At 61.8% G+C, this 20,107-nt stretch carries 16 protein-coding genes; 3 read left to right on the top strand and 13 right to left on the bottom strand.

Features of this window, described 5'->3' with window-relative positions:
- Positions 1 to 192: 192 nt before the first annotated feature.
- Positions 193 to 1,533 (bottom strand): MFS transporter, encoded by a 1,341-nt coding sequence (locus KUA23_RS16225; RefSeq protein WP_252992407.1) that lies wholly within the window; start codon positions 1,531 to 1,533, stop codon positions 193 to 195.
- A gap of 292 nt (positions 1,534 to 1,825) precedes the next feature.
- Here KUA23_RS16225 and KUA23_RS16220 point away from each other — a divergent pair, with 292 nt between their 5' ends.
- Positions 1,826 to 2,491 carry a TIGR02466 family protein gene (locus KUA23_RS16220; protein WP_252992406.1) on the top strand — a complete coding sequence of 222 codons (666 nt, stop codon included), beginning with the start codon at positions 1,826 to 1,828 and terminating at the stop codon, positions 2,489 to 2,491.
- A gap of 24 nt (positions 2,492 to 2,515) precedes the next feature.
- On the opposite strand, the gene KUA23_RS16215 is transcribed toward KUA23_RS16220, so the two are convergent.
- The 3 genes from KUA23_RS16215 to KUA23_RS16205 form a co-directional block, all read right to left on the bottom strand.
- Positions 2,516 to 4,012 (bottom strand): methyl-accepting chemotaxis protein, encoded by a 1,497-nt coding sequence (locus KUA23_RS16215; RefSeq protein ID WP_306428739.1) that lies wholly within the window; start codon positions 4,010 to 4,012, stop codon positions 2,516 to 2,518.
- 168 nt (positions 4,013 to 4,180) lie between these two features.
- Complete coding sequence (locus KUA23_RS16210) at positions 4,181 to 6,343, bottom strand: TonB-dependent siderophore receptor (protein ID WP_252992405.1); 2,163 nt, start codon at positions 6,341 to 6,343, stop codon at positions 4,181 to 4,183.
- A 184-nt stretch (positions 6,344 to 6,527) separates the two neighbouring features.
- Complete coding sequence (locus KUA23_RS16205) at positions 6,528 to 7,019, bottom strand: Lrp/AsnC family transcriptional regulator (RefSeq protein WP_078048636.1); 492 nt, start codon at positions 7,017 to 7,019, stop codon at positions 6,528 to 6,530.
- 121 nt (positions 7,020 to 7,140) lie between these two features.
- Here KUA23_RS16205 and KUA23_RS16200 point away from each other — a divergent pair, with 121 nt between their 5' ends.
- Together KUA23_RS16200 and KUA23_RS16195 are read left to right on the top strand one after the other, a co-directional pair.
- A complete protein-coding gene (locus KUA23_RS16200; protein WP_078048635.1) occupies positions 7,141 to 8,175 on the top strand; it encodes a histone deacetylase family protein in 1,035 nt (344 codons plus the stop codon).
- 58 nt (positions 8,176 to 8,233) lie between these two features.
- Positions 8,234 to 9,661, top strand: a complete 1,428-nt coding sequence (locus KUA23_RS16195; protein WP_252992404.1) for an amino acid permease — start codon at positions 8,234 to 8,236, stop codon at positions 9,659 to 9,661.
- Here the strand turns inward: KUA23_RS16195 and KUA23_RS16190 are convergent.
- From KUA23_RS16190 to KUA23_RS16150, 9 genes are all read right to left on the bottom strand, one after another.
- On the bottom strand, positions 9,639 to 10,667 hold the full coding sequence (locus KUA23_RS16190; RefSeq protein ID WP_252992403.1) for an alpha/beta fold hydrolase: 1,029 nt from the start codon (positions 10,665 to 10,667) through the stop codon (positions 9,639 to 9,641). The genes KUA23_RS16195 and KUA23_RS16190 overlap by 23 nt on opposite strands.
- Before the next feature lie 132 nt (positions 10,668 to 10,799).
- A complete protein-coding gene (locus tag KUA23_RS16185) occupies positions 10,800 to 13,334 on the bottom strand; it encodes an autotransporter family protein (protein WP_252992402.1) in 2,535 nt (844 codons plus the stop codon).
- A 242-nt stretch (positions 13,335 to 13,576) separates the two neighbouring features.
- On the bottom strand, positions 13,577 to 14,338 hold the full coding sequence (locus KUA23_RS16180; RefSeq protein ID WP_078048631.1) for a PIG-L deacetylase family protein: 762 nt from the start codon (positions 14,336 to 14,338) through the stop codon (positions 13,577 to 13,579).
- Between the two features lie 179 nt (positions 14,339 to 14,517).
- The gene (locus KUA23_RS16175) at positions 14,518 to 15,177 is read right to left on the bottom strand and encodes a glycosyltransferase family 2 protein (protein WP_252992401.1); all 660 of its coding nucleotides are present in this window, start codon (positions 15,175 to 15,177) and stop codon (positions 14,518 to 14,520) included.
- On the bottom strand, positions 15,174 to 15,773 hold the full coding sequence (locus KUA23_RS16170; RefSeq protein WP_100490568.1) for an SAM-dependent methyltransferase: 600 nt from the start codon (positions 15,771 to 15,773) through the stop codon (positions 15,174 to 15,176). The genes KUA23_RS16175 and KUA23_RS16170 overlap by 4 nt, the downstream gene beginning before the upstream one ends.
- On the bottom strand, positions 15,770 to 16,528 hold the full coding sequence (locus tag KUA23_RS16165) for a PIG-L deacetylase family protein (RefSeq protein WP_078048628.1): 759 nt from the start codon (positions 16,526 to 16,528) through the stop codon (positions 15,770 to 15,772). The genes KUA23_RS16170 and KUA23_RS16165 overlap by 4 nt, the downstream gene beginning before the upstream one ends.
- The gene (locus KUA23_RS16160) at positions 16,525 to 17,523 is read right to left on the bottom strand and encodes an acyl-CoA dehydrogenase family protein (protein WP_252992400.1); all 999 of its coding nucleotides are present in this window, start codon (positions 17,521 to 17,523) and stop codon (positions 16,525 to 16,527) included. Before KUA23_RS16160 ends, KUA23_RS16165 begins: the two co-directional genes overlap by 4 nt.
- 1 nt (position 17,524) lies before the next feature.
- The gene (gene glgX, locus KUA23_RS16155; protein WP_078048626.1) at positions 17,525 to 19,684 is read right to left on the bottom strand and encodes a glycogen debranching protein GlgX; all 2,160 of its coding nucleotides are present in this window, start codon (positions 19,682 to 19,684) and stop codon (positions 17,525 to 17,527) included.
- Between the two features lie 163 nt (positions 19,685 to 19,847).
- A complete protein-coding gene (locus tag KUA23_RS16150) occupies positions 19,848 to 20,099 on the bottom strand; it encodes a DUF2934 domain-containing protein (protein ID WP_252992399.1) in 252 nt (83 codons plus the stop codon).
- Between the last annotated feature and the right edge of the window lie 8 nt (positions 20,100 to 20,107).

Below are 20,107 nucleotides of genomic sequence, written 5' to 3'. Positions count from 1 at the left end.
CGCCATCGCTGGCAAGCCAGCTCCTACAGGGGGGCGGTGGTGTTGGTGTTGGTGGGGGTGTGTTTGCTGGCGCAATTCAAGTCGTGGCGATGTTCAACTGTGGGAGCTGTCGAGCCCTGGCGAGGCTGCGAAGGCGGTGGTACTGGCGGCGTTTTTCTGCCTGATCCACCGCGTTCGCAACAGCTCTACAGGTCAATACCGCGAAAGCACCGGTTCGGCGTCTTTTGACTCCGTGCCCACGTCATGCAGGGAAATCCTTGATGTCTCCGGCAGCGCCAAACCGCCTGCCAATGCCAGCAGCGCCACGGCTATCAGGTAAAACGCCGGTGACAGGTTGCTTCCTGTGGTGCTGATCAACCAGGTAGCCACCAGCGGGGCGGTGCCGCCGAAGAGGGTGTACGCCATGTTGTAGGTAATCGCCGAGGCGGTGTAGCGCGTGCGCGTCGGGAAAGTCTCTGAGAGCAACGCCGCCGTGACCACGCCGCACAACACCGCGCCTACCGCCAGTAGCATCACGCCGACAATGGATGCCGCAAACGATCCGGAACTGGCCATCAGGAATGACGGGTACACCACCACAATCAACAGCACGCACGCGGTGATCACCGTGACACGACGCCCCACGCGGTCCGAATACCACCCCGCCAGCGGGCAAATCACCGCTGCGAAAATCAGCGCGATCAGCGACACCAGCAACGCCATCGCTCGATTCAACCCACCCGCCACCTGCAGGTACGTCGCGAAGTAGGTGGTGAACATATAAAACGACAGCGCCGTGAGTGACACAAAAGCGCCCAGGCAGCAGATCGCTGCACCATGGTTGCGCAAGGTTTCCTTGAGTGGCGAGTGGGCGACTGCGTGTTCCTGCTTCGCGGCCTGGAATGCGGGCGTCTCGTGCAGCTTCCAGCGCAGATAAAGCCCTACCAGGCCCAACGGCGCGGCGATCAGGAACGGCAGGCGCCAGCCCCAACTGCCCATGGCTTCGGCAGATAACGATGCCTCAAGGGCGTACGCCACCACGGCGGCGGCAGCGAAGGCGGAAAACGTCGATACCGGTACAAAGCTGCCGTACCAGGCGCGTTTGTCACTCGGCGCATGTTCCATCAGGTAGGCGCAGGCTCCGGCGTATTCACCGCCGGCGGAGAAGCCTTGGGCACAACGGATCAGCGACAGCAGAATCGGCGCCGCCACCCCAATGGCGGCGTAGGTGGGCAGCAGGCCAATCAAGGTTGTAGCGCCGGCCATCAGCAGGATCGTCATGGCCAGCGTGCGTTTGCGGCCGATGCGATCGCCGAGCATGCCGAAGAAAATACCGCCCAGGGGCCGGAAGGCGAAGGCCACGGCAAACACCGCGAAGGTCTTCAGCAACGCCGCGCTGGCATCACCGCTGGGGAAGAATTGCTGGGCGATGGTGGTGGCGAGGAAACCGTAGACGGCGAAGTCAAACCACTCGACGAAGTTGCCGATGCCGGCGGCGATGATGACCTTGCGCAGGGTTTGGGGGCTGACCTGTTCGGTGGAGGGGCTCGTCATAGGGGAAGGCCTCGGGATAGCTGGGGGGATGACTGATTATCGGGGCAGGCACTTGGGCGGCGGGGCTCAAAAGAGTCGTCCGCGTAGTCAGTAGCGACCTGGTTGTAGCGACCTGGTTGTAGTGACTTGGTTGTAGTGACAGACGCAGGAATTGGGCCAGGTCGGGCAAGGGGCGAACGTGCGCAGCAGGCGGGCTGTGCAGTTCTCCCTAACACTTTAACAATGGTTTACATCGCTAACGCTTTGAGTTCGATAAGGTTTGTTGAAACTGACAGAACGTGATGAGCCCTCCATGCAGTCGAGCAATATTCGGTTGGACCCTGAGTTGATAACCATCAGGCGGCTATTCGCAACCCCGCTGGCGAGTGTCCAGTATCCCAACGCGCAACGACTCAACGCTGAGCTCAGGGCGATCGTCGCAGCACGGAGGGCGAGCGATATTCTCGGTGCGCAGCGCAGCAATGACGGCGGTTGGCAGTCGGCCGATGATTTTTCGCAGTGGGGCGGGGAAGCCTGCATGGCGTTAGTGCAGTTTGCGACCGAGTTCGCGACCCAACTGACGGCGGTTAACCACGCGGACCTTGGGTTCATCGAGCCTGGTTTCGAGTGGAAACTCAATGCGTGGGTCAATGTGAATGAAGCGGGTCATAGCAACGCGCTGCATGGGCATCCCGGCGCCTTTTGGTCGGGTGTTTACTGGGTCGACACCGGCGGCAGGGAGGAGGATGCAGCCGTCGGCGGTGACCTGGAATTCATCGACCCGCGCGGGATGATTGCATCGACCTACAACCCGTCGCTGCGAATGCGCGTTGAAGATTGCCTGACGGCCGGGTTCAGCAGCACATGCGTGGCTACCAGCGGGACACTCGTCATGTTTCCGTCCTGGCTGATGCACGCGGTACGGCGTTACGACGGCACAAGGCCACGGATCTCCATCGCGTTCAACTTTGGCGTGTGATTGCAGGGGCGACGCCCACCCAGCCTAGGGGTGAAACCTCCTACCCAGCGCATCCAGGCGCACCGCGATCGGCGGCAACCGCTCGCTGCTGCGTGCCAGGGTTTCCACATCGTCCGCGGTGCTTTGCGCAATGCTCTGCACCGACTGCAGACGCCCGACAATCTCCTGGTTCGCCGTGGTCTGCTCGCGGGTTGTGGTCACGATACGGCCATTGAGGTCATCGATGTGGGCGATGTCGTCGCCCACTGCGCGCAGCATGTCAACGGCCACCTGGCTGTCCTCCACGCAGCGCTCTACGCCCTCGCGGCTATCATGCATGGCTTGCACCGCCTGCCGGCTGCCGTGTTGCAGGCCTTCGATGATGGTTTTGATTTCCTGGGTGGATATCGCCGTGCGTTGCGCCAGGTTGCGCACTTCGTCGGCAACCACGGCGAAGCCACGGCCTTGCTCGCCGGCGCGGGCGGCTTCGATGGCGGCGTTGAGGGCCAGGAGGTTGGTCTGGTTGGCAATGCTGCTGATCACTTCAAGCACGGTGCCGATCTGTTCGGTTTGCAGGGCCAGGCCCTGCACCGTGTCGTGGGTGCCGCTGAGGCGCGTGGCCAGCTGAGTGATTTCCTGCTGGGCGCGGCCGACGCTTTCCTGGCCGCGCAGGATCTGTTGGCTGGCCTTGCCGGCATGATCCACCGCTTGCTCGACGTGCACGGCAATGTGGCCCATGGCGTCTTCCATGCGCTGCATCGAGCCGCTCATCTCGGTGATTTGCGCCAGTTGGTGCCGTGCGCCTTTTTCCAGGGTGCCGCTGGCGCTGGCCAATTCCTGGCCGAGTTGGCCAAGGCCGTGGGAGTCACGGGCGACGCCGTCGATCAGGCCGGTCAACTGATGCAGAAAATGGTCGAAACGCTTGGCGAGGGAGACGTGGGTCTTGCCCTGGTCGCCTTGGGCGGTTTCAACGGTGAGCTGGGAAGTGACCGCCAGCATCTTCTCGAGCATTTCCTGGCTCTCGACCGCTTCGGCCTGGCTGTGCACGGCCAGGTAGAGCAGGGCGACGGTCTCCATCACCACGTAGAACGCATGCACGAACACCATGGTCCAGCCGCCGTGGTGTTCCATCACGAACACTGGAAAACCTTGATGTTGCAGCGCATGGAAAACCACGTGGTGCACGGCGATGGTGGCCGCCGCCACCAGGATCGGCAGCCAGTCACGGTAAAACGTCAGCACCGCGAGCAACGCGAAGATGCCGAAGTGCGCTTCGATCAAGCCCTGGGCCTGGTTGATATGCAATGCCGCCATGACCATCAGGCCCGCGCCGAGCGCGCAGCGCATGACACGGGTGCCACCGATGGCGCGGTAAAGCGCGGTCAGCACCACGCTGGTCCCACCGCCGACTATCGCGGCCTGTATCAAGGTGTCGTGCCAGAACGCCAGGCCCAGGGAAAACAGGAACATCAGCCAGACCAACGCCAGCATGATGCGGTCGGCTTTGCGGTAGTGCTCGAAAAAACGCGTGCGAGTGGGCATTCACACTGACTCCATGTGGTCTGGCCGAAAGAAAGCGAGGGGCAGGGTGGAGCGAATCAGGGATTTCTTGGTTTTTATTGGATTCTGTGATGCCAAACGTGTATCGGCAACAAGAGGCGGGACTTTAGAGCGGCTACCCAAGCGGGTAGCCGTTTATCGGGAGGAGAATCAGAAGCTGTACTTGGCCGTCAGCATCATATTGCGCGGGTTGCCGTAGGAATCACCGCCATAGCTCACAGAGTTGGAGATGGACTGGTAGTAGCGGCGGTCGAAGATGTTATTGGCATTGAGCTGCAGGTCCAGGTGCTGGTTGACCTGGTAACCGGCCATCAGGTCGGTGACAGCGTAGGCGCCTTGCTGGAGGCGGTAGGTGCTGCCATCTGCGACTTTGAAGTCGTTGTACATGCGGCTCTGCCAGGAGACGTTGCCACCCACGCGGAGTTTTTCCAGCGAGCCCTGGAAGTGGTAATTGGTGGTCAGTTTGAACAGGTGTTCCGGCGTGTCGGTGTCGAACTGCTTGTTGACCTTCTGCGGGTTGGCGTCGTCCTTGATGGTGTGCGTGCGCGCGTAGGTGTAGCCACCGCCGACCTGCCAGTTCTCGGTCAGGGCGCCTTGCAGTTCGAAGTCGATGCCCTGGCTGCGAATCTCGCCGGAGGCCACAGAGCAGGAGGCCTGCGGGCAGTTTGCGACTGTCACGCCCACGGCACGGTTTTCCTGGTCGACGCGGAACAGCGCCACGCTCGCGTTGAGCGCACCCCCCAGGTATTCACCCTTGATACCCACCTCGTAGTTCTTGCCGACGATGGGCTTGAGCGGGCTGCCGGAGGTGTCTTTTTCGCTCTGGGGGGTGAAGATATCGCTGTAGCTGACGTAGACCGAGTGATGGTCGTCCAGGTCGTAGATCAGGCCGGCGTAGCGGGTGAGGTTGCGAGTCACCTTGTAGTCGCCGTCATTGCTGCCGTGGGCGTCGTAGTCATACCAGTCCAGGCGCCCGCCGAGGATCAGCTTCAAAGGGTCAGCCAGATTCAGGCGCGTGGTGACGTAGAACCCGTCCTGAGTCGTGACGTCACGGTCATTGGTGGTGTGGACGAAGTCTGGTTTGCCCGCCGTGAGCGGCCAGTTCAGGTTGTAGGGGCTGTAGTTGTGGGTGGTCATGTCGTAGATGCGGCGGCTGGCGCCAACGACCAGTTCATGAGTACGCCCGAACGCCTGGAAGGGGCCGCTGGCAAACGCGTCAATACCGGCCTGGTTTTCATCGTAAGCCGCCTGGTAGACCGTGCGTGCCAGTGTGTTGTTGACCCAGCGCGACTGGTAAGAGCCGGAGAACAATGCGTTTTGCTCGGCGTAGTTGGCGTTGACCTGCAGTTTCCAGTCATAAGCCAGTTGCTGACGCAGTTCGGCGAATACCGTGTTGATCTCCTGATCCTTGTTTTCCCAATCGGTGCCGGGGTTGTAGGAGCGCGGCAGGTTCAGGTGATGGCCATCCTGGCCGACCATCGACGAGCCCCAGAAGTAATTGGTCTTGTCTTTCTGGTTGGAGAAACCGAGGGTCAGGTTGGTGTCTTCGCTCAGGTCGGCTTCGGTGACGGCGTAGAACAGCCCGTGATAATCCTCGGCGTTGTCGATGAAGCTGTTGGCATCGCGGTAAGAGGTGACGACCCGACCGCGCCACGTGCCACTGTCGTTGAGAGGGCTGGAGGCGTCGAGTTCGCCACGGTAGTCGTCCCAGCTGCCGGCGGCGCCGGTGAGGGTGACTTTCTGCTCGTCCAGTGGCCGTTTGCGCACCAGGTTGATGGCCGCCGAAGGGTTGCCCGCGCCGGTTACCAAACCGGTGGCACCCCGCACGATCTCAACACGATCGAACATCGCCAGGTTTGGCTGGGCGCCCACTGAAACGCCGTTGTAGCCGCTGGGAATGCCGTCGTACATCAGGTTGTCGATGTCGAAACCGCGCGATGTATAGGACTGTCGACCAGGACCGCTGGAGAAATTCAGGAACAACCCAGGTGTGGCCTTGACCACATCATTGATGCTGGTCATCGCCTGGTCATCCATACGCTGGCGCGTAATGACCGTGACGGCTTGCGGGGTTTCACGCAGGGTCAATGGCAGCTTGGTCGCCGTTTTCATCGCGCCGGTGGTATAGGACTGCGTGCCTTCGGTGGTTTCGCCCAATTGCTCGTCGCCGGAGATTTGCGTGGCCCCCAGTTCAAGCGTGGTGGCGGGTGCCTGGGCATCAGCGGCAGACACCGCCGCTGAGCTTGCAAGACAGACGGCCAACGCCATCAAATTGAGTGAAAAACCTTTGCCGCCGTGTTGTTGCACTGACATGGAACTGACTCTCCCCGAACGCCGTCCCTAGCGAATAATAAAGATGTTGATAATTATTCGCATCAGTGTGCCAGAACAAATCTGTGGGAAAAAGCCTTTGGAGATCATTAGTTAACGAATTTTTCACATCTGGATGGCGGCATTTGGCCACAGCCCCTCCAAACACTGGCCGCCGCCGCTTCGATCATTCGCGCTTGGCAATCGCCACCCGGCTCGTCGCCTTCACCTCACGCAACGCCAGGCTCGACTGTATCGACGCAATCCCCAACTGCCGCCGCAACACGCTCTCGACGAACTCGCTGTAGCTGTCCAGATCTTCCGCCAGCACCTGCAGCAAATAATCGGCGTCCCCGGTGATCTTGTGGCACGACAACACCTGCGGCAGTTCTTTTACCACCGCCTCGAAGGCGTCGGGCGCGTGGTCGGTGTGGATCGCAAAACGCACATGCACGAATGCCATGATGTCCAGTCCGAGCAGCTTGCGGTCCAGGTTGGCCTGGTAGTCCTTGATCACACCTTCTTCTTCCAGGCGTTTGCGTCGGCGCCAACAGGGCGTGAGGCTCAGAGACAGGCGTTCACTGAGTTGCGCATTGGAAATACTGGCGTCTGCCTGCAGCAGGGCGAGGATGGCGAGATCGGTGTCATCAAGAACGACCTGTCTGGATTTATTTTTCATAATCGTCGGCTGCGTAGGAAAGAATTCCCGATAAACCTAACAGTGCCGTAAATAAAAGCAAAGAAAGCCCGCCGCCGCCCGAACAAAATAGAGCCTGTCTTTTACTGGCGGATACCCTCACATGTTGACCGTTTTCAGCGAAGCCCACCGTTTGCACCATGGCACCGAACTCAAGGACGGTGTGCTCAAGCCCTCGTTCGAACAACCGAGCCGCGCCGACACCGTGCGTGACCGCGTCAGGCAGGTAGGCCTGGGCGATATCATCACGCCGCGCCGTTTTGACCGAGCCTGCTACGTCGCCGCCCACAGTGAGCGCTACGTGGCATTCCTCGAAACGGCCTGGGCCGAGTGGACCGCCCTCGGCCGCAGTCATGACGCATTGCCCCTGGTGTGGCCGGTACGCGACCTGGCCAACCAACAGGTGCCCGACTTCATTGATGGCAAGCTTGGTTTCTTTGCGATGGACGCCGGCTCACCGATCACTCGCACCACCTGGGAGGCCGTCAAAACCAGCGCCGACATCGCGTTGACCGGCCTCGCGCTGCTCGATGAAGGCCACGACAGTGCCTTTGCCCTGTGCCGCCCACCAGGCCATCACGCCGCCCGCGAGTACATGGGCGGTTATTGCTACCTCAACAACGCCGCGATTGCCGCGCAGCGCGCCATCACCCAGGGCGCCAAGCGTGTGGCGGTGCTGGATGTGGACTTTCACCATGGCAACGGCACGCAGACTATTTTCTACGACCGTCCGGACGTGATGTTCATTTCCCTGCACGGCGACCCGTCGGTGTCCTACCCGTATTTTTCCGGCGCCAGCAGTGAACGCGGCGCAGGCGCAGGAGAGGGCTTCAACCTGAATTACCCGTTGCCGAAAAACACCACCTGGGCCCGTTACCAAACCGCCCTGACCGACGCCTGCCAGCAACTGCGCCAGTTTGCCCCCGAGGTGCTGGTGATCTCCCTGGGTGTAGACACCTTCAAGGACGACCCCATCAGCCACTTCCTTCTCGACAGCCAGGACTTTCTCGGCATGGGCGCAATCATCGCCAGCGTCGGCGTGCCCACGTTGTTCGTGATGGAAGGCGGCTACATGGTCGATGAGATCGGCATCAATGCCGTCAACGTGCTGCACGGGTTTGAAAGCAACCGCCAATAACAACGATCGCTCAACTTTTTTTCTGCCAAAACTCAAAAACATAACAAGAGGTTTTGTGATGAAAACAACCACGTCCAGGCTTTATGAAAAGCCTGCGTTGCAACGCACCCTGAGCAACCGCCACATCCAGTTGATGGCCATGGGCGGGGCGATCGGCACCGGCCTGTTCATGGGCTCCGGCAAGATCATCGCGCTGTCTGGCACCTCGATCATCCTGATCTACATGATCATCGGGCTCTTCGTGTATTTCGTCATGCGCGCCATGGGCGAGTTGCTGCTGTCGAACCTCAACTTCAAGAGCTTCGCGGACTTTGCCGGTGCCTACCTGGGGCCACGCGCGGCGTTCTTTCTCGGCTGGTCGTACTGGTTGAGTTGGAGCGTGGCTGTGGTGGGAGACGCAGTGGTGGTTGGCGGTTTTTTCCAGTACTGGTTCCCCAATGTGCCGGCCTGGATGCCGGCGGTGGGCATGTTGTTGACGCTGTTCGCGTTGAATGTGCTGACGGTCAGGCTGTTCGGCGAAGTGGAGTTCTGGTTCGCGATCATCAAGATCATCGCCGTGGTGACCTTGATTGGCGTGAGTGGGGTGCTGATCGCCAGTTCGTTTGTCTCGCCCACCGGAGTCACCGCGTCGTTGACCCACTTGCTGGATAAACAGGCGGCGTTTCCCAATGGCGTGTTCGGCTTTTTCGCCGGGTTCCAGATGGCGATCTTTTCCTTTGCCGGCACCGAGCTGATCGGCACGGCCGCTGCTGAAGCCCGCGCGCCGGAGAAGACGCTGCCCAAGGCGATCAACTCGATCCCGCTGCGCATTATCCTGTTCTATGTGCTCGCCCTGGCGTGCATCATCGCGGTGACGTCATGGCAGCAGGTGTCGCCGAGCAAGAGCCCATTTGTCGAGTTGTTCCTGGTGGCGGGGTTTCCGGCTGCGGCGGGTATCGTGAATTTCGTGGTGCTGACGTCGGCAGCGTCGTCTGCCAACAGCGGGGTATTTTCTGCCAGCCGCATGTTGTTCGGGTTGGCCGACCTGGGTGATGCGCCGGGTATCTTCCGGCGACTGTCGAACAACAGCGTGCCGTTTATCAGCCTGGCTTTTACCTCCCTGCTGATGCTGCTGGGGCTGGTGTTGCTGTTTGTGGTGCCGGAGGTGATGACCGCCTTCACCATCGTGTCGACGGTGTCGGCGATCCTGGTGATATTTACCTGGTCGACCATCCTCGCGTCCTACATCGCCTACCGCAAGAAACGCCCGGACCTGCACGCCAAATCCGTCTACAAGATGCCCGGCGGCGTGCCGATGGCCTGGTTCTCCCTGGCGTTTCTCGCGTTTGTGCTGGGCCTGCTGGCGTTGCGGCCGGATACACGCCTGGCGCTGTGCGTGATGCCGGCCTGGTTTATCTGGCTGGGGGTTGCCTACCCATTATCACGCTATCAAGGCGCCCAATGGGGGAAGGCGAAGCACTCGGTCACAGGTGATCCGCATCAATGACTGCCTTGGCAAACGCCTCTGGCGCTTCCTGTGGCAGGTTGTGGCCAACGCCACCGGTGATCAGGCGGAACGCATATTGGCCGGTAAAGCGCTTGGCGTAGTCCTCAGGCTGCGGGTGCGGTGCGCCGTTGGCGTCGCCTTCCAGGGTAATGGTCGGCACGCTGATGGATGGCGCCTGGGCGAGCTTCTGTTCCAGTGGGTCGTATTTCGTCTCGCCCTGGACCAGGCCCAGGCGCCAGCGGTAGTTGTACAGGGTGATCGCCACGTGGTCCGGGTTCTCCAGGCCCTTGGCGCTGCGGTCGAACGTGGCGTCATCGAACTTCCACTGCGGCGACGCCAGTTGCCAGATCAGCTTGGCGAAGTCGTGGGTGTTTTTCTGATAGCCCGCTGCGCCACGCTCGGTGGCGAAGTAAAACTGGTACCACCACTGCAGCTCGGCTTTGGGCGGCAGTGGGTTCTTGCCCGCCGCCTGGTTGCCGATCAGGTAGCCGCTGACCGACACCAGTGCCTTGACCCGTTCCGGCCACAGCGCCGAGACGATGTCCGCCGAGCGAGCGCCCCAGTCGTAGCCGCCGAGCACGGCTTGCTTGATCTTCAGCGCGTCCATGAAGTCGATCACGTCACTGGCCAGCGCTGCCGGCTGGCCGTTGCGCACGGTCTTGTCCGAAAGGAAGCGCGTGTCGCCATAACCCCGGGCGTAGGGGATCAGCACGCGATAACCCTTGGCCGCCAGCAACGGCGCGACCTGGGCGTAGCTGTCGATGTCGTAGGGCCAACCGTGCAGCAGGATCACCACCGGGCCGGTGGCCGGGCCGACTTCGGCGTAGGCCACGTCGAGCAGCCCGGCCTTGACGTGCTTGAGGGCGCCGAACGCAGTGTGTGTAATGGCGACAGCCTTGGTCGGTGCCTCGGGCATTTCGGCGTGAGCCATGCCCAGGATGCCGAATTGCGCCAGGGCAGCGGCCAGGAAAAGGGGGTGGGTGCGACGAATCAACTGAGTGTGCATGGCGAGCCTCCTGCGGCGGGATGTGTGCTGGATGCTCAGTTGAACCCCTGGCTGTATCTGGCCTGTTTCAGGAAACTCGCGCAGTTAAAGACGGTGTATCGCAGTGGGCTCTGTACACACTGCGATACAAACCTAGAACGCCATCCTTACCCCCAATGTGCCTGCGCGGCCGTTGAAGGTGTTGCTGTCCAGATTGCGGTCGTAACCGAGTTCGCCGTACAGGCTCACGTCTTTGGCAACCTGTAAGGTGGCCCCCAGGCTGACCTCCATCGTGGTGGATTTCTGCTCGGTGTCGATACGGGTGGCATCGTTATAGATCACACGGTTGTCCCCCGCACTGGCGTGCCAGACGTTGGCGCGCACATAGGGCTGCAAGGGCCGGCCACCGACGTGGTAGTCACCGCGCAGCCTTACACCCAGGCGGGAAGTGACACTGGTGTCGGCGTCATATTTGACGTCGGAAATACCGTCGTTCTGGCTGTCGAGCCGGTTCTTGCCCGCGACCATTTGAACCTGGGGCTCGACGATCCATCTCTGAGTGACCTGCAGCGGCCAGCCGACTTCCGCGGAGGCAGTGACATTACGCCCACGGGTTTTCATCTTCACGCCACGGTCCGATTCGTTGTTGCCATTGAAGCGGGTGCCCATCAACACCAGGTCCACATACGCTTGATTGGCCCCGATGAAAGTCCAGTAAAAACCCAGGCTGTCACCACGCAGGGTGGTCTTGCCGGCGTCCAGGTCCTGCCAACCACCGTTGAAGCCTTTGACGTTGCCTGTCAGGGTTATATGGCCGAAGAAGATGCCTGCGTGTTGGGTCTGGCCACTACCGTTGGTGCTGACATAAACATCACTACCGACCTGGAAGCCCGTGACGCTGCTGTCCAGCGTCGGGCTCACCGTCCCGGCGAAACCCTGACGACTGCTACCGCCGTAGACCCGGCCCCAAGCTGCGCGTACATCGCCAGTCTGTTGCTGGCTCTGGTCACCCATGCGCTCGTGATAAGTGCTCAGCGTGTTCCGCACGATCTGGTCAGCCGCCGGAAAAATAGCCGCGTAAATCGGTACTTCCTGACGGTAGATGGGAATTGGCGTGTTGCCTGGGTTATCGGGCAAGGGCGCCTCGCCGGGACTGGGCAAGGGGACGGTAATCACCGGGCCAGGAGGCTGCACCGGCACCGTCGAGCGCAGGTAGTAGTTCTCTGCCGTGCCCGCTGTTACACCGCCCTTGAACAGGCGGTAGTCGAACGCACCGGCGGACACCGGGCCTGCCAGGTTAAAGGAACCGGCGCTGCCACTGGCGCCATTGAGTGCCTGGACCACTTGAATACCGTCCTGCAACGTCGCCGCGCCGGCGCCCGCCAGGTTGGTGACGCTGATTGCCGTGGTGCCGTCGAATTTCCCTCCGTCGATTACCAGTTTGTCGCTGGGTGAACCATCGCCTCCCAGCACGCTTTGCAGCGCAAGCTGCGCGCCGTTGCCGGTGTAGTTGCCCCGGATGGTCAACGTGTCGCTGGTGCTGGTACTGCCCGTGGTCATGTCGATCAAGCCGCTGTTGTTGACCGTCACCAACTGGCCGGCGGTAAAGGCTTCGATCACGCCCGTGCTCGCCAAGAGTGTGCTTGTACCGTCCAGGCTCAGTGTGCCGGTACCGGTTGCACTGTCACCCAGCTTGAGTGTGCCGCCCAGGTGCAGCTTGGAGCCGTTATCCATCTGCATGGTTTCCCAGTTGGTCAATAGGCTTGGGTCCCCGGCCTCGGTGTTGTCCAGGGTCAGGGTATCGACGCCTAGGCCGCCATCAATCAGCTGCGCTGCTGCCAATTGTGAGCCAACCAGGTTCTGCAGCAATGCGTTATCGTTTCCTGCACCCGCCAGCACGGACGAATGCAGGTTCCCCCCCGACCAGATAAATTGGTCATTGCCGAAGCTGAGCAGTATCTGCCCGTTCACCTCGCCACCCGAGACAGTCACCTGATCGTCGCCGCCGCTGACGCTGATATTGCCGCCCACAAACGAGGTGCCGGAGATCAGGATGGTGTCGTTGCCAAAGCCGGTCACCAGGTTGCCGATGATTTGGCCGCCGGACATATCGAAAATGTTGTTATCGAGCTTCATGTCGACGCGGCCAATGCTGCCGCCCGTCATCCTGGCGCGGTCACCGTCCTCGAATGCGCCGATGATCCGACCGGCGTTCATGAAAAAGTCGTCCAGGCCATCACCTTGTTCGAGTGACGCGATTTCTCCTCCGCTCATGGCAAAGTTGTCGATACCCGCCCCTTGGCGGATGGCACCGGCTTGACCGCCGCTGATCTGCACCACATCAGCGCCCGCGCCTTGAGTGACGGAGCCGGTAACGCTCCCCACGTTGAGCCGAAATATATTCGCACCGTCGCCCTGGTCGAGGTTCCCGTCGATCCCCGCACTCGGACCGTTCACATCCACCAGATCGTTGCCGGCCCCAAAGGTCACGTTACCAGTGACCCGGCCTGTCGCGGTGATATTGAGGGTGTTATTGCCTGCCGTGTCGGTAAACCCCGGCGCAGTGGCGCTGTCGCAAGTGGAAGTGTCATCGCCGGCACTGTTGTTGATGGTGCAGGCCCCATAAGAGGCCAGCGGCAACGTCGCCATGACGATCGGGTACAACCAGGAGAGTGTCCGTACGCGCATGATCCGTCCTCATTCGAGGGATAGTTGTCCCGGCACCTGTACAGGCGCGGGTTAGACCATGACAACGTGACGCGCGATACGGATCAGGGACTGCGCTTACCCTTTTCTGAAAACACCGGCCAATGCAAAGGGTTGGCATGGCTTTCTCGACTGCACATGAACCCGTGCAGCGCTTTTTCCACCATAGCCACACATTCGGCAGGCCGCTACTGTCAGAAATAACAGGTATAGACAAGTGGGTGCTACGCCAGCACGATCTCGTAAGGCTCGCGCATCCGCTCCAGCAGCACCTGGGCCAACATGGGCGCCAGGCCGATCTCCGGGTCACCGGCCAGTTGGCTGGCATAGGCATGGGCGGCGTGCAGTTTGCGCGCCACCGTCCAGGTGTCCAGGCGCACCTTGCGCGCTCGCTGCCAAGGGATGATCGCGCCTTCACGGGCCGGCCAGTGCCAGGCCCAGATCGGCAATTCATACAACTGCGCGCCCACCAGGCTGCAGGCGTTGGCGCTGGCCCGGCCGACCGCGTCATGGTCGTCATTGCCGTCGTTGCGCCAGGTGCTGAATACCACGTCGCCAGGCTGCAGGTAGCGCGCGATGAATTGACTCAACTGCGGCTCGCGGGCGGCGAGGGCGTTGTCGCAGAAGCCGCCACGGATCCATTTCAAACTGTGCAACGGCATGCCCAGGCGGCGCAGGGCCTCGACACTTTCCTGAGGGCGCACCACGCTCAAGCGGGCCGCCGGCCACACGTTAGAGCCAGGATGGCTGGCACTGCCATCCGTGATGGAGATCAGCTGCAAGGGGTGTTCCAGCGTACTGAGCAACTGCAGCAAACCGCCGCAGGCCAGCACTTCGTCGCCGGGGTGAGGCGCGATGATCACCACGCGCGCGCCAGGCGGCACCAGTGATGATGGCGCGATGGGCGGGATCTGCGCCAACTGCGGGGCGCTGTTCCAGATTTGCGCAGGGCCGCGACGGCCGTCGCTTAAGGAAGCAAGCTTCATGGGGTGTCACATCCTTGTCGATTGATGCTGGGTCGTACCCCGTTGACGGGACGACGCTCTTGTATCCACCACAGGCTCCGCTGCAGTGGCTGCATGGCATTCCAACCTTGGAACGCCAGCAAGGCGTCATCAGCATAGACAAGGATTGGCGGGTTTTACATTCTGTAATGCCGTTTTTTTCACGTCGCGAGCATCAGGCTCTTCAAATAATCGCCGAAGCCGCCTTGTGTACGGGCGTCCAGGCGCGCACTGGTGATCACCTGCGGGGCGTGGCTCCAGGCGATGGAGGCGCCGCACAGTTCCAGGTTGCGCACCAATTGCACATCCTCATGGCAGGCCAGGGGTTCGAAGCCGCCGGCACGCACGTAGGCACCGGCGCTCACTCCCAGGTTGGCCCCGTGGATATGCCGATGACCGTCACGGGCCTCATAGCCTTGTTGGTAACGAATCTGGGCGGCGGGGTCGAACCCTTCGCTCCATGCATCCACGGTGACGGTGCCACACACCGCGTCCACCCCCAGCGCCAACTGCGCCACCAGCCAATCCGGGGCTACCCGGCTGTCGGCGTCGGTGCAGGAGATCCAGCGCGCGCCCTGATTGAGCAGGTGCCGGGCGCCAACGCCGCGCACGTGCCCCACGTTGCGCGCCTGGGCTTCCAGGCACTGCACAGGGTAGGCCCGGGCAATGGCGGCACTGGCGTCACTGCAACTGTCGAGTATCACCAGGATGTTAACGTCTTCCCCCAATAACCCGGGGTGGCTGGCTGCGATCAGTGCCGCTTTCAGGCAGTCGCCCAGCAACGCCTCTTCGTTGTGTACCGGGATCAGAATGCCGATCATCGCAGGCCCTCGAGGGTGGCAACCGATGTGCCGTCGCGGCTCCACAGGTCGAGAAGGAAGTCGTGTTCGTGATGGCTGGCGACGCGTGGCAGGTCCAGGCGCTCATGGAGCAGGGCGTGTACCTGCTCGGCCGTTTGCGGGCAACCTTCAATCGGCGGGCGCCAGTGGCAGGCCAGGAGCTGGCCATTGGCGCTCAGCGAGGCGCGGGCTCTATCGACCAGTTCGCACAGGTCATCGGCGTCGAGGTAGTAGCACAACTCGCTCAATACGATCAGCTCGAACTGACCGGTCGGCCATTGCTCGGGCAAGCGACTTTGTTGTACTTCAGCGTAGGGGAATCCCAGCAGGCGACTGCGTGCCAGGGCCACGGCGGCCGAAGCGGTGTCGCAGCACAGCAGGCGATCGCAGCGCGGCGCCAGCTCGAAGCTCAGCTCGCCGTTGGCGCAACCGGGTTCAAACACCGAGGCGTAGCGGGGCCGTGTGAGCATGGCCAGGGTCATCGCGCGTTTGCGCCGTTCATACCAGCGTTGGCGAAAGGCCCAGGGGTCGTCGTTCTCGGCGAACAATTGGTCGAAGTAAGGCGTGGCCACACTCATACGAATATCACTTCAAAGGGTTGCAACAGACGCTCCACCACATAGGGCGCGAGCACCGGGGGCAGGCCAATCTGCGGGTCGCCCTCCAATTGGCTGGCGAATGCATGAATGGCGTGGCGCTTACGGGCCACGGCGTCGCAGCTCAGCGGGAGCTTGCGCGCGCGGTGCCAAGGCACCAGGCTGTTTTCGGGCGTTGCCCAGTGCCAGGTCCATACCGGTAGTTCATACAGGGTTGCACCCACCGCCTGTGACGCCTTGGCGCTGGCACGGCCGACGGCCTCATGGTCGCAATGGCCGTCTTCACGCCAGGTGGTGAACACCACGTCGTTGGGTTTGAGGTGGCGCTGGATAAACGCGGTGAGTTCCTCCTCCCGCGCGGCCACCTGGCTGTCGGCAAACCCAGCACGTAGCCATTTCAAGCTGTGCAGCGGCATACCGAGACGATGCAGGGCCTGAGCTGACTCTTGGGGACGCACCACGCTCAAACGCTCCACCGGCCAACGCCGGGAACCGGGGTGACTGGCGCTGCCGTCGGTCACGGATATCAACTGGATCGGCCTGCCCAGCGCAGCCAGGCCCTGCATCAGGCCCCCACAGCCCAGCACCTCGTCATCCGGGTGCGGCGCGATGATCACCGCGCGGTGGCCTTCGGGCACCAACTGCTCGACGCTGATAAGCGGCAGCTCGGCCATTTTGGGCGAGGCCTGCCAGTGATGCAGAGGCGTACCCTGGCCCACGATCGGATTGGGTTTCATAACTGCCACCTCCCTGTGAGATCGCCGGCGACGAGTTCGCCGAGGCCGGCAAGGTCACGCTCGGCATGACTCTGACGCACATACACCGGCAGGTCTGCCATCAGTTGGGCGAAGTGCGGGTCCTTGCAATAGGGCCCGGCACCGACCGCACGGCCAACGTGGCGTATCACCTGTTCGACGGTGTCTTCGATGCAGGCACGTGTCTGTTGAGCCAGCGCTCTGGCATTGGCCCTGGGTTCGAGGTCAACCTGTTCTGCGCTGGCGCGCAGTACGCAAGCGGCGCTGTTCAAGGCGCTGTCGACCGCCCCCAAATGGGCGAGGGCATGGGGTTCGGGGCGCTTGCTGCATTGCTCGCGCAAGACTTCCGCCAGGCGTTGCGCCGCGCCGTACCAGCACGCGGCGATACCGATGCCGCCTTGCCAGAAACCCGGGCGGGCGAGGTAATCCCCCGGACCGCCCACCGCCAGGCCCCAGGCGTCGTCAAACACCACTTCCACACTGCCGGTGGCGGCCATGCCCACGGCGTTCCAGCCTTCGTCGGTGACGGTGACGCCAGGTTGATCCATGTGCACCGCCACCAGTTGTTGGCGATCCTCTTCATCCCAGGCGGTCAGCAACCCATGGCTGACCACCGCCGCGCCAGAGCACCAGGCCTTGCGACCCTGCACCTTCAAACGATGGCCCTTCCGGTACACGCGCACCTTGGCGGTGGGTGGCTCGGCGGCCCACATGCCCCACGTACTGCCCAGGGGCGGCAGGGGGCTGTCGAGTTCAGCGATGATTGCCAGGGCGTCGGTATGGCCTTCGAACAGTTTGCACAGGCGCAGGTCATGCCCTGCCACCTGCGCCAAGCCGCTGAACCGCGCCAATGTCTGGCCGCTGCCCGGCAAGGGCAGTTGGTCCAGGCCTTCTTCCTGAAGCGCCCTCAGGGCCGCGCCCAAGGCTTGCGTGTCCGCATAGCCCCGGAAGCCCTGAAGGAATCCATGCAAAGCCATTTCACACCTCGTCTTCGCGCTGCAGTTCAAACAGTAGCAAAGAACGGCCGGTCACCGCGTACTCGTGATCAAAGTCAAAGCGTTCCTGGCCGCGCACGGCAGGCTCGTTGGTGTCGAGCATGCAGGTCCAGAATTCACCCTCTGGTACCGACGGCAGGCGGAAGTTGACCATGTCGTGGTGCGCATTGACCACCAGCAGCAACGTGGCATCGGCGCCTGGGCGGCGAATACCGGTTTCCTGGGCGCGGCCATCCATCAACATGCCCAGGCAGCGGCCATGGCTGTCTTGCCACTGTTCGGTGGTCATTTCGTTGCCATCCGGCGCCAGCCAGGTGACGTCCTTCACGCCGATGTCTTCGTTGTAGTCGCCCACCAGGAAGCGCCCACGACGCAGGATCGGGTAGGCCAGGCGCAACTTGATCAAGCGTTTCACAAACTTGAGCAGCGCCTTGCCGTCTTCGTCCAGGTCCCAGTTGATCCAACCGATCTCACTGTCCTGGCAGTAGGCGTTGTTGTTGCCGTGCTGAGTGCGGGCGAACTCGTCGCCGGCCACCAGCATTGGCGTGCCTTGGGACAGCAGCAGCGTGGCGAAGAAGTTACGCATCTGGCGCAGACGCAGTGCGTTGATTTCCGGATCGTCGGTCGGGCCTTCGACGCCGTGGTTCCAGGACAGGTTGTTGTTGCTGCCGTCCTGATTGTTTTCGTCGTTGGCTTCGTTGTGCTTGTCGTTGTAGGAGACCAGGTCGTGCAGGGTGAAACCGTCGTGCGCGGTGATGAAGTTCACCGAGCTGTACGGGCGACGGCCACGGTGGTTGAACATCTCGCCGGAGGCGGTCATGCGGGCGGCGAAGTCAGCCAACTGGCTGTCGTCGCCTTTCCAGAATGCGCGCACGGTATCGCGGAAACGGTCGTTCCACTCCACCCAGCCCGGCGGGAAGTTGCCCACCTGATAACCGCCAGGGCCACAGTCCCAGGGCTCAGCGATCATTTTCAACTGGCGCAGCACTGGGTCCTGGCGGCAAGCCACGAGGAAGCTGTGGCGCTCGTCAAAGCCGTCGCGGTAGCGGCCGAGGATAGTTGCCAGGTCAAAGCGGAAGCCGTCGACGTGCATTTCCGTCGCCCAATAACGCAGGGAGTCGGTCACCATTTGCAGCACGCACGGGTGGCTCAAGTCCAGGGTGTTACCGGTGCCGGAGTCGTTGATGTAGAAGCGTTTGTCATCCGGCATCAAGCGGTAGTACGAGGCGTTGTCGATGCCGCGCATCGACAGGGTCGGCCCGCGTTCGTTGCCTTCGGCGGTGTGGTTGTAGACCACGTCCAGGATCACTTCGAGCTTGGCTTCGTGCAGGTGCGCGACCATCTCTTTGAACTCGGCGATCTTGCCGCTGGCCAGGTAGCGTGGGTCGGGGGCAAAAAACGCGATGCTGTTGTAGCCCCAGTAGTTGGTCATGCCTTTTTCCAGCAGATGCTGGTCATTGACAAAGGCATGCACTGGCAGCAGCTCCACCGACGAGATACCCAGCTGGCGGATGTGCTTGAGCACGTCATCTTCCATCAGCCCGGCGCAGGTGCCGCGCACGGATTCGGCGACCGAAGGATGGCGCATGCTGATGCCGCGCAGGTGGGTCTCGTAGATGATCGTACGGTCCCACGGCACGCGCACCGGTTGGTCGTTGCCCCAAGTGTGCGCCGGGTCGATCACTTTGCATTTAGGCACGAAGGGCGCGCTGTCGCGCTCGTCGAAGCTGAGGTCGTCATCCGGGTGGCCGATGGTGTAGCCGAACAGCGCCTCGGACCATTTGAGTTCGCCCACCAATTGCTTGGCATACGGGTCGATCAGCAATTTGTTGTGGTTGAAGCGGTGGCCGTTGGCCGGATCATACGCACCGTACACGCGGTAGCCGTAAATCAGCCCGGGGTGGGCGTCGGGCAGGTAGCCGTGGAAGGTTTCGTCGGTGTATTCGGGGAGTTCGATACGTTCCAGTTCGACTTCGCCAGAGTCGTCGAACAGGCACAGCTCCACCTTGGTGGCGTTGGCCGAGAACAGTGCAAAGTTGACACCCAGGCCATCCCAGGTGGCGCCAAGCGGGAAGGGCAAACCTTCACGAATCCGCGACGGCTCATTGTCCGGCGTCGGTGGGGTTTTATCGGGTTTGCTCATTGAGTTGCTCCTGCAGAGGGTCTTTTTTCAGGCCGAACGCGGCCGTACTGACGCAAGGTCAGATCAATCTAAAATTTCGTACAAAACCCCATAGGAGCCGGCTTGCCGGCGATAGCGATCTTGAGAGCGCCATCGCTGGCAAGCCAGCGCCTGAACAGGGCGGTCAGCTGGCGGGCTTGCGCGGTGCTGCCTTGGGTTTTTTAGGCGGCGGTGGCGGGGCGGCCTTGGGTTTGGCTGCCGCCTTGGACGCGGCTTTAGGCTTGGCCGCGGCCTTGGGTTTGCTTGGCGTCAGCGCTTCGGCTTCGGCCAGTTTGCGCGCCATTTCCCAGTGTCGCGCGTCCTCGCCGTGGGGTTTACCTTCAGACTCCCAGATCTGATGCGCCAGTTCGCGAATGCGTTTGTCTTCAGTACTCATCACAATGC

Origin of the sequence: Pseudomonas pergaminensis (genome assembly GCF_024112395.2) — a bacterium.
Lineage (GTDB): Bacteria > Pseudomonadota > Gammaproteobacteria > Pseudomonadales > Pseudomonadaceae > Aquipseudomonas > Aquipseudomonas pergaminensis.
Note: the sequence above shows the minus strand (reverse complement) of the source record. Positions and strands in the feature narration are given on the sequence as shown.